The sequence below is a fragment of the Pantoea sp. JGM49 genome, from assembly GCF_018257655.1.
GTDB lineage: Bacteria > Pseudomonadota > Gammaproteobacteria > Enterobacterales > Enterobacteriaceae > Pantoea > Pantoea communis.
Genome location: NZ_JAERJM010000009.1, coordinates 15,149 through 29,858 on the forward strand (window position 1 = coordinate 15,149; position 14,710 = coordinate 29,858).

The window sequence follows — 14,710 nt, forward strand, 5'->3', positions numbered from 1 at the left end:
TGGTGATAAATACGGCGAATTGGCGATAGCTGCTTTTTTTAAATGAATATTTTTCAGGTGGCGGGATATTTGAGTGGTTGGGGCTGACACGGCAGCATTTTTCACTTTTGCATTAAAAAATGGTACGGAATAGGATTAATCAGATTTTCCTGAGTGTGCTTTAATTTTAATGATAGATTAATCAAATAGATGCTTATTTTAGGTGGGCGAATTAGATCCATTTTTTGATGAGTGCCATGCTGTTCATTTTAAACAAACTCCGATTTTCCTTAGCGCATTTTAAGAATTATCTAACCGTAACGGGATCGCTGAATAACAAAATTGCGAGGTTTATTGCATGTTTGATAGAAATAAGGCGGCAATTAAGCCGCCTTATTCAGATTGGCAGGAAAATTATCGCCAGGATTTATAGCGGTTAATTAAGCCATTAGTGGAACTGTCGTGGCTGCTGATCTGCGATTCATTTTCCAGCTCTGGCAGAATACGGTTTGCCAGCTGTTTACCCAATTCAACACCCCATTGGTCAAAGGTGAAGATGTTGAGAATCGCGCCCTGAGTGAAGATCTTGTGCTCGTACAGCGCAATCAGTGCACCCAGGCTGAACGGGGTGATTTCACGTAGCAGGATGGAGTTGGTTGGGCGGTTACCCTCGAACACCTTGAACGGCACGATGTGGGCAACAGACTCAACGGATTTACCGGCATCGGTAAACTCTTTCTCGACCACCTCACGTGATTTGCCAAACGCCAGCGCTTCGGTCTGCGCGAAGAAGTTCGACAGCAGTTTCGGATGGTGATCGGTCAGTGCGTTGTGGGTCTGCGCCGGGGCGATAAAGTCGCAAGGGATCAGTTTGGTGCCCTGATGAATCAGCTGATAAAACGCATGCTGACCGTTGGTGCCAGGCTCGCCCCAGATAATTGGGCCGGTCTGGTAATCCACCGGGTTACCTTCGCGATCCACGTACTTACCGTTGGACTCCATGTTGCCCTGCTGGAAGTACGCTGCGAAACGGTGCATGTACTGGTCGTAAGGCAGGATGGCTTCGGTTTCGGCACCAAAGAAGTTGTTGTACCAGATACCGATCAGTGCCAGCAGCACCGGCAGGTTTTGCTCGGCTGGCGTGTTGGCGAAGTGGTTGTCCATCGCATGTGCGCCGCTCAGCAGCTGTTCGAAGTTCTCGAAGCCCACTGACAGGATGATCGACAAGCCAATCGCTGACCACAGTGAATAGCGACCGCCGACCCAGTCCCAGAACTCAAACATATTGTCGGTATCGATACCGAACTCGCCCACCGCTTTACCGTTGGTCGACAGCGCAGCAAAGTGTTTGGCGACATGCTGCTGGTCGCCCGCGGTTTTCAGGAACCAGTCGCGCGCGCTGTGGGCGTTGGTCATGGTCTCCTGCGTGGTGAAGGTTTTAGACGCCACGAGGAACAGGGTGGTTTCCGGGCTGAGATCTTTCAGCGTTTCGGCAATGTGTGTGCCATCAACGTTAGAAACAAAGTGCATGTTCAGGTGATTTTTATACGGGCGCAGCGCCTCAGTCACCATGAATGGACCGAGATCCGAACCGCCGATACCGATGTTCACCACGTCGGTGATCGCTTTGCCGGTATAACCTTTCCACTCACCGCTGATGATGCGCTCAGAGAAGCCTTTCATCTTCGCCAGCACCGCATTCACTTCTGGCATCACATCTTTGCCATCAACAATGATTGGCGTGTTGCTGCGATTACGCAAAGCAACGTGCAGCACGGCACGCTCTTCGGTGCGGTTGATCTTCTCACCAGAGAACATGGATTTGATGGCGCCCGCCAGATCGGTCTCTTTTGCCAGCGCCTGTAACTTATCGAGGGTTTCCTGGGTGATGCGGTTTTTTGAGAAATCCACCAGCATCTGATCGTCGAAAGTGGCAGAGAATTTCGCAAAACGATCGGCATCATCTTTAAACAGGTCGGCGATCTGCACCGATTTCATCTGGTCAAAATGCTGCTGCAGCGCTTTCCAGGCTGCGGTTTGTTTCGGATTGATATTTTTCATGGCAACACTCTTGTTGAAATAAGAACCGTCATTCCAGCCGGGCGCGTCCTGCTGGCCCAGCGTGCTAAGCATTTCTTGTGGCTGATACGCTACCGCGAACGGGTTTCAGTATGACCACAGTTGCAAACGAAGGGAAAAAATTTGTGACCGTGGCCGCAAGGTTTCAGGTTAATCCGGCGGTGATTGTCGATGTTCTGGCAAAAAAATTCCCTGTGCCGCATCAGCAAAAAGCCGCGTTTTTGCGCGCCGTTGACTACTTTAGGCGGGTGTGGCTGCCAGCGTTTGTTCTGCGATGCGCTGGCGTAATTCTAAAAAAGAATTTTCAACGTGTTGCAAGGCTGGACAGCAGCAAAATTAATCAGTATTTTGTGCCCGCGACTTGCACCTTTGGGTGCAAGCCAGAAGAGGCGCGTCGCCCAGGCAGTGTGTTTGAGGATCCGTATCCAACGACAACACATCATGGGGTGCGACGCCGAGATGGAACAACACGCGGAGTGTTGTCCTGTCGGCTGCAGGGGCTGAATCCTCTGGGTTGTCACCAGAAGCGTCCGCAGTCGGACGTTTCGCAAGGTGAAGTGCTTTTGGTGACTCATCTCCTGATCTTGTCTGTCCAATTCTGCTCTTCTCTTGTGCCAAGGCTGAAATCACCTCTTCCGTTTAACCACGGGAGAAAGCTAATCTGACACGAGGTTCGTAACATGTCTCAAAACCTGATCGTGGCAAAATTTGGCGGCACCAGCGTTGCCGATTTTGATGCCATGAACCGCAGTGCGGATGTTGTGCTCTCTGATGCCAATACCCGTTTAGTGGTGCTCTCTGCGTCTGCTGGCGTGACTAATCTGCTGGTTTCTCTGGCTGAAGGCCGGGAACTGGAGCAGCGCGCGCACCTGCTGGACGAAATTCGCAACATTCAATACGCCATCATTGATCGCCTGCAATCCCCTGAAGTGATTCGCCAGGAGATTGATCGCATGCTGGAAAACATCCTGATGCTGGCGGAAGCGACTGCGCTGGCGACCTCACATGCGCTGACCGATGAGTTGGTAAGCCACGGTGAGCTGATGTCGACCCTGCTGTTCGTGGAAGTGCTGCGTGAGCGTCAGGTCAATGCCGAATGGTTTGATGTGCGTAAAGTGATGCGCACCAGCGACCGTTTTGGTCGTGCTGAGCCTGATGTTGCCACGCTGAAAGAGCTGTCCACCGCGCAACTGGCTCCACGTGTTGCAGAAGCACTGGTCGTTACTCAGGGCTTTATTGGTAGCGAAGGTAAAGGGCGCACCACCACGCTGGGACGTGGCGGCAGCGACTATACCGCAGCACTATTGGGAGAAGCTCTGCAGGCATCGCGTGTGGATATCTGGACCGACGTGGCCGGTATCTACACCACCGATCCACGCGTGGTGCCCACCGCGAAACGCATCGAAGAGATCACCTTCGAGGAAGCGGCGGAAATGGCGATCTTCGGCGCGAAAGTGCTGCATCCAGCGACCTTGCTGCCAGCTGTGCGCAGTGACATTCCGGTGTTCGTCGGTTCGAGCAAAGATCCGGCTGCAGGTGGCACGCGCGTGTGCAATGAAACCCAGAATCCACCGCTGTTCCGCGCGCTGGCACTGCGTCGTAAGCAAACGCTGATGACGCTGCACAGCCTGAACATGCTGCACGCGCACGGCTTCCTGGCTGAAGTGTTCGCGATTCTGGCTCGCCATAACATCTCCGTCGATCTGGTCACCACGTCAGAAGTGAGCGTGGCGCTGACGCTGGATACCACCGGTTCTTCGACCACCGGTGAAAGCTTGTTGACGCAAGCACTGCTGACTGAGCTCTCTTCACTGTGCCGCGTGGAAGTGGAAGAGAACCTGGCGCTGGTGGCGATTATCGGCAACAACCTGTCGAAAGCCTGCGGCGTTGGCAAAGAGGTGTTTGGTGCCCTTGAGCCGTTTAATCTGCGCATGATTTGCTACGGTGCCAGCAGCTATAACCTGTGCTTCCTGGTACCAACGCCAGACGCAGAAGAAGTGGTGCGCGCGCTGCATAAGAACTTGTTTGGCAGTTAATCCAGACATGCTGAAAACGAGCCGGACATCGTCCGGCTTTTTTATTTCTTTAACAGGCTACAGGCGTGCGATATCTCGTCCACCGCCTTAAAAGCAGCGGATATCATTGCCGTTTTCCCTGCTTTGCCGCAGACGATCCGCATTTTATCCTGCCAGCGACTTCCCGCCTTACGTCACGATAATGAAATGTTATGATCCCGCGTCCGTCGCTGTGGTCGTTCCCCGCGCGGCACTTCATCTGTGGCATATGAAATAAATTAAAAAATATCTAAGGAAGTCTCTCCATGCTCGCCAAATTAACCCGCCTGTTCCCGCTCTGGGCCGTGCTGCTCTCGGTCGCGGCGTATTACTCACCCTCGACGTTTCTCGGTATTGGGCCGTGGGTCACTTACCTGCTAATGCTGATCATGTTCGGCATGGGCGTCACTCTGAATATTGATGATTTCAAACGTGTGCTGACGCGTCCGGCACCGGTTATTGCCGGCACCTTTTTGCACTATCTGGTGATGCCACTCGCCGCCTGGGGCCTGGCTAAGCTATTCCACATGCCGCCGGACCTTTCAGCCGGGATGATCCTGGTGGGCAGCGTGGCCAGCGGTACCGCGTCCAACGTGATGATCTATCTGGCGAAGGGCGATGTGGCCCTGTCCGTGACCATCTCTTCAGTGTCTGCGCTGGTGGGTGTGTTCGCCACGCCGCTACTGACGCGCTTCTATGTCGATACTCACATTCAGGTCGATGTGATCGGCATGCTGCTCAGCATTATTAAAATCGTGGTTATCCCGATTGGTCTGGGTCTGATCATCCACCACTCAATGAACAGCGTGGTGCGCCGTGTTGAGCCCTATCTGCCGGCATTTTCCATGGTCTGCATTCTGCTGATTATCAGCGCAGTGGTAGCGGGTTCTCAGGGCTTTATCGGTTCTGTCGGCCTGGTGGTGATTGCGGCGGTGATCCTGCATAACGCCATCGGCCTGCTGGGCGGTTACTGGGGCGGCAAGCTGTTTGGCTTTGACGAATCCACCTGCCGCACGCTGGCACTGGAAGTGGGTATGCAGAACTCCGGTCTGGCGGCAACGCTGGGCAAACTCTACTTCTCGCCACTGGCCGCTTTGCCGGGTGCGCTGTTCTCGGTGTGGCACAACCTGTCAGGTTCGCTGCTGGCCGGTTACTGGTCGGGCAAACCGATTGAGAAGAAGCAGAAGTAATCCTGCGAGCGGGCGGCCAAAGTGCCGCCCGCTGTCTATTTACTAAAGTTTTAGATAAGCGCGGATCCCATCCAGGAACATCTGCGTTGCCAGCATAATCAAAATCAAGCCCATCAACCGCTCCAGCGCGTTAACGCCTTTGTCGCCCAACAGGCGTAAAAACAGTCCTGACATCAGCAGAATGACCACGGTAACGCCCCAGGCAATCAGCAATGCACCAACCAAATGTGACATCTGATTAGGATATTGATGTGACAGCAGCATCAGCGTGGCTAACAGCGAAGGGCCTGCGACCAGCGGAATCGCCAGCGGCACCAGAAACGGTTCTTCACCTGCAGGTAATCCGCTGGTGCTGGTTTCGCCAGAGGGAAAAATCATGCGAATGGCAATCAGGAACAGGATGATGCCGCCGGAGATCGAGACGGTTTCGGTGCGCAAATTCAGGAACGCCAGAATACGTTCGCCGGTAAACAGGAAAAGCAGCATGATGATCAGTGCGATCAGCATTTCACGTATTAGCACCGCGCGCCGGCGCTTGGGTTCGAGATGCTTAAGCACCGACATAAAAATCGGCAGGTTGCCTAGCGGATCCATAATCAACAGCAGCAATATGGTCGCAGATATCATTTCAGTCATAGGTAATAGCCATCCCTTGTTCCCGTCATTTTTCAACTAAGGTGCGTTGGCGGCGATGGGCTTCCGGAGCGCTGACTCGCGTAGCCGATCGAGATACTCCGAATTTCCGCCTGCCCGTACCTCGATTCATTGAGGGGAGTATTAGTTGTACTGCTGAAAAAGTTGGCGCAATCGAATTAATTCACTTGCCAGAAAGCCTGCATTTTGTAGAGTTGGAGGTCGCAGGTAAACCTGATTATTACGCAGATCAACTGGATATTCCGCTTGGTCTTTTCCTCGCACCACGAAGGGCACAGTGATAACGCCCCGGACGGACAGAAAATGAAGAATGTAGGCTTTATTGGTTGGCGTGGCATGGTCGGCTCTGTGCTGATGTCACGCATGAGTGAAGAACGCGATTTTGATGTGATTAATCCGGTCTTCTTCTCCACGTCTCAGCTTGGTCAGGCAGCACCGACATTCGGCGGCAAGTCGACCGGTGCGCTGCAGGATGCTTTTGATATCGAGGCGCTGAAGGCGCTGGATATTATTATCACCTGCCAGGGCGGTGACTACACCAGTGAAGTTTACCCTAAGCTGCGTGAAAGCGGCTGGCAGGGTTACTGGATTGATGCGGCCTCGACGCTGCGCATGAAAGATGACGCCATCATCATTCTCGATCCGGTTAACCACAATGTGATTCGTCAGGGCCTCGACAACGGTATCAAAACCTTCGTCGGCGGTAACTGTACCGTCAGCCTGATGCTGATGTCACTCGGCGGCCTGTTCGCTAACGATCTGGTGGAGTGGGCCTCTGTCGCTACTTATCAGGCGGCGTCGGGCGGCGGTGCGCGCCATATGCGTGAACTGCTGACCCAGATGGGCATGTTGCACGACCACGTGGCGAAATCCCTGCAGGATCCGGCTTCGGCGATTCTGGATATCGAACGCAGCGTCACCGATTTCACCCGTTCAGGCACTTTGCCGACCGACAACTTCGGCGTACCGCTGGCGGGCAGCCTGATTCCATGGATCGACAAGCAGCTGGATAATGGCCAGAGCCGCGAAGAGTGGAAAGGCCAGGCAGAAACCAACAAGATTCTGCGCACCAGCAGCGTGATCCCAGTGGATGGTCTGTGTGTGCGCGTCGGTGCACTGCGCTGCCACAGCCAGGCATTCACCCTGAAGCTGAAAAAAGATATCCCGCTGAACGAAATCGAACAGCTGCTGGCTTCTCATAACGAGTGGGTGAAAGTGGTGCCAAATGACCGCGAAATCACCATGCGTGAACTGACCCCTGCAGCGGTGACCGGTACGCTGACCACGCCAGTGGGCCGTCTGCGCAAACTGAACATGGGGCCGGAATACCTTTCCGCCTTTACCGTGGGTGACCAATTGTTGTGGGGCGCGGCTGAACCGCTACGCCGCATGTTGCGTTTGCTGATCGACTAAGCGCAGCGACAAAGCAGACAGGCCGTGATTTCCCGGCCTTTTTTATGCCAACCAGGTTGCAAAACTTAACCCAAATTGCGCCTGACAAGTGATCCGCTTCCCCTTTTTGCTTGCCCGACAAGATTTTTTTGCTTTCCCCCCTGGCTTCTGCCAGCCCCAAGCTATGATTTAACAGTGATGTGCCGGTTGTTTACTGTTTTTGCTTTCCGAACTGAATGGTTGTTGTACACGGCAAAGATCTTCTCCCATGGACGGTGTCCTCTCTTGCTGATGTACGTATGGCTCAATGAAAAGCAGCGCACCAGAGGCGGCATTGTTGTCCACTCCGGTCGCCTGCGCAAAATCATAGGAAGAAAGTCATGTCAGAGCTTCCCGATCGCCAGGCGATCAATGCCCTTTTTGCCGGGAATTATGCCGATCCCTTCTCTTTTTTGGGGATGCACCAAACTGTCGAAGGCCTTGAAGTGCGCGCGCTGCTGCCCGATGCCTCCGAAGTCTGGGTGATTGAAACCAACACCGGACGCAAATGCGCGCAGCTTAAATGCCTCGATTCACGCGGCTTCTTCTGCGGTGTGATCCCACGCCGTAAAAACCTGTTTCGCTATCAGCTGGCGGTCACCTGGCACGGCCAGCAAAACCTGATCGATGATGCCTATCGCTTCGGTCCTCTACTGGCCGAAATGGATGCCTGGCTGCTCGGCGAAGGCACGCATCTGCGCCCGTATGAAACGTTAGGTGCACATAACGCCACCATCGATGGCGTCAGCGGCACCCGTTTCTCGGTGTGGGCACCGAACGCACGTCGCGTCTCTGTGGTAGGCGAATTCAATTTCTGGGACGGTCGTCGTCACCCGATGCGCTTCCGCCGTGAGCTGGGTATCTGGGAGCTGTTTGTGCCGGGCGCGGTGAATGGCCAGCTGTACAAATATGAAATTATTGATGCGTCAGGGCAGATGCGCATCAAAGCCGACCCGTTTGCCTTTGAAGCACAGATGCGCCCGCAAACCGCCTCAATGATCTGCGGTTTACCGCCGAAGGTGGAGATGCAGCCGCAGCGCAAAGCCGCCAATGCTTTTGATCAGCCGATCTCGATTTACGAAGTGCATCTGGGATCCTGGCGCCGCCACACCGACAACAACTTCTGGCTGAGCTACAAAGAGCTGGCCGAACAGCTGGTGCCTTACGTCAAAGAGATGGGCTTCACCCACATTGAACTGCTGCCGATCAACGAACATCCGTTTGATGGCAGCTGGGGCTATCAGCCTCTTGGCATGTATGCACCCACGCGCCGCTTTGGTACCCGCGATGAGTTCCGCCACTTTATCGCCGCAGCGCACGATGCCGGCCTTAATGTGTTGCTTGATTGGGTGCCGGGTCACTTTCCCAGTGACGATTTCGGATTGGCGAAATTTGATGGCACCGAACTGTATGAGCACAGCGATCCGCGTGAAGGCTACCATCAGGACTGGAACACACTGATCTACAACTTTGGACGCCGCGAAGTCAGTAACTATCTCTCCGGCAACGCGCTGTATTGGATGGAGCGCTTTGGCATTGATGGCCTGCGTGTGGATGCCGTGGCATCGATGATCTACCGCGATTACAGCCGCAAAGAGGGCGAATGGATCCCTAACCACTTTGGCGGGCGTGAAAATCTTGAAGCGATTTCCTTCCTGCGCCACACCAACCGCACACTGGGCCGTGCGGCACCGGGCACCATCAGCGTGGCAGAAGAGTCCACCGACTATCCGGGTGTGACACGCCCTTCTGAAGATGGCGGCCTCGGCTTCTGGTTCAAATGGAACCTCGGCTGGATGCACGACACGCTCGACTACATGAAACTCGATCCGGTGCACCGTCGCTATCATCACAACCTGATGACGTTTGGCATGCTTTATAACTACACCGAAAACTTCGTGCTGCCGCTGTCGCACGATGAAGTGGTGCACGGTAAACGCTCGATTCTTGATCGCATGCCCGGCGATGCGTGGCAAAAGTTTGCCAACCTGCGTGCCTATTACGGCTGGATGTGGGGCTTCCCCGGTAAAAAGCTGCAGTTTATGGGCAACGAGTTTGCGCAAGGGCGTGAGTGGAACCACGATTCGAGCCTCGACTGGCATCTGCTGGAGGGCGAAGACAACTGGCACAACGGCGTACAGCGTCTGGTGCGCGATCTCAACCACAGCTACAAACACTTCACGCCATTACATCAACTTGATTTCGATGCGCAGGGCTTTGAATGGCTGGTGGTCGACGATCATGAAAACTCGGTGTTTGTGTTTGTGCGCCGCGATCGTGACGGCAATGAAATCATCGTTGCCAGTAACTTCACGCCGGTGGCGCGCCACGACTACCGCTTTGGCGTCAATCAACAAGGCGGCTGGCGTGAGGTGCTGAACACCGATCAGCAGGATTATCACGGCAGTAATATCCGCAATCACGGCATCGTGCATACCGATAACATTGAGAGCCACGGTCGGGCGCAATCCCTGAGCCTGACCTTGCCGCCGCTGGCCACGATTTGGCTGGTGCGGGAGGGCGACTGATGCTGGAGCCCGGGCAGCCAACGCCGTTGGGCGCCCATTACGATGGGCGCGGCGTTAACTTCACGCTGTTTTCCCGCCATGCCGAGCAGGTGGAGCTGTGCCTGTTTGACGCGCACGGCGTTGAGCGTCGCTTTACGCTACCCGCGCGCAGTGGGGATATCTGGCACGGCTATTTTTCGGCATTAAAGCCCGGCCAGCGTTACGGCTATCGCGTCCACGGTCCGTGGGCACCACAGCAAGGTCATCGTTTTAACCCCGCCAAACTGCTGGTGGATCCCTGCGCGAAAGCGGTGGTGGGGGATATTCCCGACGATCCGCGTTTTAGCGGTGGTGAGCAGCAGCCGGATGAGCAGGATAACGCCGCCATTGCGCCCAAATCACTGGTGATCGCTGAAGATTTTGACTGGGATGATGAGAAACCACTGCGTACGCCGTGGGGCAAGACGGTGGTGTATGAGGCGCACGTGCGTGGCTTAACCCGGCAACATCCGGAAATTCCGGAAAGGCTGCGCGGGACTTATGCGGCACTGGGCCATCCTGCTATGGTGAAGTACTTACGCCATCTCGGCATCACCGCGCTGGAACTGCTGCCGATAGCGCACTTCGCCAGCGAGCCGCGTCTGCTACGACTCGGGCTGAGCAATTACTGGGGTTACAACCCGTTCGCGCTGTGGGCGGTGGATCCGCGCTATGCCTCCGGCGAGCAGGGTTTAACGCCCTTGCAGGAGTTTCAGCAGGCGGTGAAAGCGCTGCATGCGGCGGGTATCGAAGTGATCCTTGATGTGGTGTTCAACCACACTGCCGAGTTGGAAGAGATTGGCCCCAACATTTCACTGCGCGGCGTGGATAACGCCAGCTATTACTGGCTCGACGCGCAGGGTGAATATCAAAACTGGACCGGCTGCGGCAATACGCTCAATCTCAGCGATCCGCAGGTGATGGAATGGGCATTAGAAGCGCTGCGCTATTGGGTGCGGGACTGCCATATCGATGGCTTACGTTTTGACCTCGCCAGCGTGCTGGGTCGTACGCCGGACTATCGGCAGGATGCGCCGCTGTTCATCGCCATTAAAGCCTGTCCGGTGCTGTCACAGGTCAAATTGATTGCTGAACCGTGGGATATCGGCCCCGGCGGCTATCAGGTGGGCAATTTTCCCGAAGGATTCGCGGAATGGAATGACCATTTCCGCGATGCCGCGCGCCGTTACTGGCTGCACGGCCAGCTCAATAATGGCGAATTTGCCCGGCGGTTTGCCGCCTCCAGCGATGTGTTTCAGCGAGAGGGACGCTTGCCGCACGCCAGTATCAATCTGATCACCGCGCATGACGGTTTTACGCTGCGCGACGTGGTGAGCTTCAACAATAAACACAATCAGGCCAACGGCGAAGACAATCGTGACGGCAGTAGCAGCAACTTCAGCCACAACCATGGCAAAGAGGGGCTACAGGTCAATTTCGATATTGTCGAACGTCGTCGGCGTAGCGTGCATGCTCTGCTGACCACGCTGCTGTTGGCGCAAGGTACACCGATGCTGCTGGCCGGGGACGAACGCGGTCACAGCCAGCACGGTAACAATAACGCGTACTGTCAGGACAACCCACTCACATGGTTGCACTGGCATCAGGATGATTTTGGACTGGTCGACTTCACTGCCGCGTTAATCCGGCTGCGTCAGCGCATTCCTGCACTGACAGCGGATCGCTGGTGGCAGGAGGGCGATGGCAATGTGCAGTGGTTCAATGCCAGCGGCAAACCACTGGGAAATGAGGAGTGGGAACAGGGGGCGCACAGAATGCAGATCCTGCTCTCCAGCCGCTGGTTAATAACAATCAACGCCACGGAATCGGTGAGTGACCTTGCCTTACCAGACGGAGAGTGGCGTGCCATTCCTCCTTTCGCCGGGGAAGATAACCCCATCCTGACAACTGTCTGGCACGGGCCCGCACACGGCGTGTGTGTGTTCCTAAAGCAATCATAAGGAGTCAGACATGGTTAAGTTAGATAGAACAGATCCACTGATGCTGGCGCGCCAGCTCCCTACACAAACGGTGGCGTTGATCCTTGCTGGCGGGCGCGGTACGCGTCTGAAAGATCTCACCGCGAAACGTGCCAAACCTGCCGTTCATTTCGGCGGCAAGTTCCGCATCATCGACTTTGCGCTGTCGAATTGTATCAATTCGGGTATTCGGCGCATCGGCGTGATTACCCAATATCAGTCGCATACGTTAACGCAGCACATCCAGCGTGGCTGGTCGTTATTCAACGAAGAGATGAATGAATTTGTCGATTTGCTGCCGGCGCAGCAGCGTGCATCCACCGAGCATTGGTATCGCGGTACCGCCGATGCAGTTTCGCAGAACCTCGACATCATTCGCCGCTATCGAGCGCAATACATCGTGATTCTCGCCGGGGATCATATCTACAAAATGGATTACTCGCGGATGTTGCTCGATCACGCTGAACGTGGCGCGAAGTGCACCATCGCCTGCTTACCGGTGCCGCTCGACGAAGCCACGGCGTTTGGTGTGATGGCGGTGGATGCGGACAACAACGTGGTGGATTTTGTGGAAAAACCGCCGAAGCCACCGTCAATGCCGGGCGATGACACCAAAGCGTTAGCCAGTATGGGGATCTACGTGTTCAACGCTGATTACCTCTACCAGCTATTGGAAGAGGATTTGCTAATCCCTGAATCGAGCCACGATTTCGGCAAGGATTTGCTGCCAAAAATTGTCGCCAGCGGTGAAGCCTACGCGCACTCCTTTACGTTGTCGTGCGTACAGAACGATGAAAACGCCGAGCCTTACTGGCGTGACGTCGGAACGCTGGAAGCTTACTGGCGCGCTAATCTCGATCTGGCCTCGGTCACGCCGGAACTGGATATGTACGACCACGACTGGCCAATCCGTACGCATATGGAACCCTTGCCGCCCGCCAAATTTGTGCAGGATCGCTCGGGCAGCCATGGCATGACGATGAATTCACTGGTTTCCGGCGGCTGCATTATCTCCGGTTCCGTGGTGGTGAATTCGGTGTTGTTCCCACGCGTGCGCATTAACTCGTTTTGCAATATCGATTCATCGGTGCTGTTACCGGATGTGGTGATCAATCGTTCCTGTCGTCTACGCCGTTGCGTGATTGATCGCGCCTGCGTGATTCCGGAAGGCATGGTGATTGGTGAAAACCCTGATGAAGACAGCCGCCGTTTTTACCGTTCAGAAGAAGGCATCGTTTTGGTGACGCGCGCCATGCTGGCCAAATTGGCTGGCTGACCACGAATGCAACGAGCAAGCACATAATCGCCGCGGGGAACGCGCGCGATAACACAATAGGGGTCCAGGATGCAGGTTTTACATGTCTGTTCAGAACTTTTCCCGCTGCTGAAAACCGGCGGGTTGGCTGATGTCGTCGGCGCATTGCCTCAGGCTCAGATTGCGGGTGGTACGGATGCGCGGGTATTGCTTCCCGCGTATCCGGATTTGCGTAAAGGGATTCCTGACACCGAGATCGTTGCGGAATTGCATACTTTTGCTGGCCCGGTCCGTTTATTATTTGGACAATTCAATGGCGTTGGCATTTATTTAATTGATGCGCCGGGATTGTATGAGCGTCCCGGCAGCCCTTATCACGACACATCGCAGTTTGCCTACGTGGATAACTATCTGCGTTTTGCGCTGCTGGGCTGGATGGGTGCCGAGCTGGCCAGCGGGTTGGATACCTACTGGCAACCCGATGTGGTGCACGCGCATGACTGGCACGCAGGGTTAACCTGTGCTTACATCGCGGCCCGTGGACACCCGGCAAAAACGGTGTTTACCGTGCACAACCTCGCGTATCAGGGGCTGTTCAATGCGCGTCATCTGGATGAAATCCAGATCCCGCGCAGTTTCTTCGCCATGCATGGCCTGGAGTTCTACGGACAAATTTCGTACCTCAAGGCGGGATTATTTTATGCCGATCATATAACCGCAGTCAGCCCGACGTATGCTCTGGAAATCACCCGGCCAGAATTCGGTTATGGCATGGAATCCTTGCTGGAGCAGCGGCTCAAAGAGGGCCGGCTGAGTGGCATCCTGAATGGCGTTGACCCGGGCATTTGGGACCCGGCGCACGACCTGCTGCTGACGGCGCGTTACGACCGGGAAACGCTGGAGAGCAAAGCGGAGAACAAGCGCCAACTACAGATCGCCATGGGCCTGAAGGTGGATGACAAAGTGCCGGTATTTTGTGTCATCAGCCGTTTGACCAAACAGAAAGGGCTGGATCTGGTGCTGGAAGCGTTACCGGGGCTATTGGCGCAAGGCGGGCAGCTGGTGCTGTTGGGCCAGGGCGATGCAGAGTTACAACAAGGTTTCCTCGCTGCGGCGGCGGAACATCCAGGCAGCGTCGGCGTACAGATCGGTTATCACGAAGCCTTCTCACACCGCATTGTCGGTGGCGCCGATGTGATTATGGTGCCGAGCCGTTTTGAACCGTGCGGCTTAACTCAGTTGTACGGTTTGAAATATGGCACATTGCCGTTAGTGCGCCGCACCGGCGGGCTGGCAGATACCGTGCAGGACAGTTCGCTGGAGAACCTCGCTGACGGGGTCGCAAGCGGTTTCAGTTTTGAAGACAGTAACGCCTGGTCGCTGCTGCGGGCGATTCGACGTGCTTTTGTCCTCTGGTCCCGTCCTTCTCTCTGGCGCTACGTTCAGCGGCAGGCGATGGGGATGGATTTTAGTTGGCAGGTGGCCGCACAAGCCTACCGCGATCTTTATCAACGTTTGCTGTAATCAGAGATTGGGATACTGG

General features: G+C 55.1%; 9 protein-coding genes and 1 riboswitch. Of the genes, 7 read left to right on the forward strand and 2 right to left on the reverse strand.

Annotation, left to right across the window (positions count from 1 at the left end):
• Positions 1-393 precede the first annotated feature (393 nt).
• Positions 394-2,040: a glucose-6-phosphate isomerase gene (pgi, locus tag JK231_RS16060; protein WP_160834053.1), complete on the reverse strand. Its 1,647-nt coding sequence runs from the start codon at positions 2,038-2,040 to the stop codon at positions 394-396.
• A gap of 394 nt (positions 2,041-2,434) precedes the next feature.
• Positions 2,435-2,629, forward strand: a riboswitch (Lysine riboswitch).
• Positions 2,630-2,738: 109 nt separating this feature from the next.
• On the opposite strand from pgi, the gene lysC reads away from it, so the two are divergent.
• On the forward strand, positions 2,739-4,094 hold the full coding sequence (gene lysC / locus JK231_RS16070; protein WP_034827106.1) for a lysine-sensitive aspartokinase 3: 1,356 nt from the start codon (positions 2,739-2,741) through the stop codon (positions 4,092-4,094).
• 284 nt (positions 4,095-4,378) lie between these two features.
• Positions 4,379-5,302 (forward strand): ketopantoate/pantoate/pantothenate transporter PanS, encoded by a 924-nt coding sequence (panS, locus tag JK231_RS16075; RefSeq protein ID WP_034827093.1) that lies wholly within the window; start codon positions 4,379-4,381, stop codon positions 5,300-5,302.
• A gap of 42 nt (positions 5,303-5,344) precedes the next feature.
• On the opposite strand, the gene JK231_RS16080 is transcribed toward panS, so the two are convergent.
• Positions 5,345-5,938 (reverse strand): YhgN family NAAT transporter, encoded by a 594-nt coding sequence (locus JK231_RS16080; protein WP_034827091.1) that lies wholly within the window; start codon positions 5,936-5,938, stop codon positions 5,345-5,347.
• A gap of 321 nt (positions 5,939-6,259) precedes the next feature.
• Between JK231_RS16080 and asd the strand changes: the two genes are divergently transcribed.
• The 5 genes from asd to glgA all read left to right on the forward strand — a co-directional run bounded on the left by asd (position 6,260) and on the right by glgA (position 14,691).
• Positions 6,260-7,369 (forward strand): aspartate-semialdehyde dehydrogenase, encoded by a 1,110-nt coding sequence (gene asd / locus JK231_RS16085; protein WP_097118913.1) that lies wholly within the window; start codon positions 6,260-6,262, stop codon positions 7,367-7,369.
• Between the two features lie 359 nt (positions 7,370-7,728).
• Entirely contained in the window at positions 7,729-9,915 is a 2,187-nt protein-coding gene (glgB, locus tag JK231_RS16090; RefSeq protein WP_160834056.1) for a 1,4-alpha-glucan branching enzyme, read from the forward strand.
• Complete coding sequence (gene glgX, locus JK231_RS16095; protein WP_211729062.1) at positions 9,915-11,894, forward strand: glycogen debranching protein GlgX; 1,980 nt, start codon at positions 9,915-9,917, stop codon at positions 11,892-11,894. The genes glgB and glgX overlap by 1 nt, the downstream gene beginning before the upstream one ends.
• 10 nt (positions 11,895-11,904) lie before the next feature.
• Positions 11,905-13,188 carry a glucose-1-phosphate adenylyltransferase gene (gene glgC / locus JK231_RS16100; RefSeq protein ID WP_097118916.1) on the forward strand — a complete coding sequence of 428 codons (1,284 nt, stop codon included), beginning with the start codon at positions 11,905-11,907 and terminating at the stop codon, positions 13,186-13,188.
• A 69-nt stretch (positions 13,189-13,257) separates the two neighbouring features.
• Positions 13,258-14,691 carry a glycogen synthase GlgA gene (glgA, locus tag JK231_RS16105; protein WP_160834058.1) on the forward strand — a complete coding sequence of 478 codons (1,434 nt, stop codon included), beginning with the start codon at positions 13,258-13,260 and terminating at the stop codon, positions 14,689-14,691.
• Positions 14,692-14,710 lie beyond the last annotated feature (19 nt).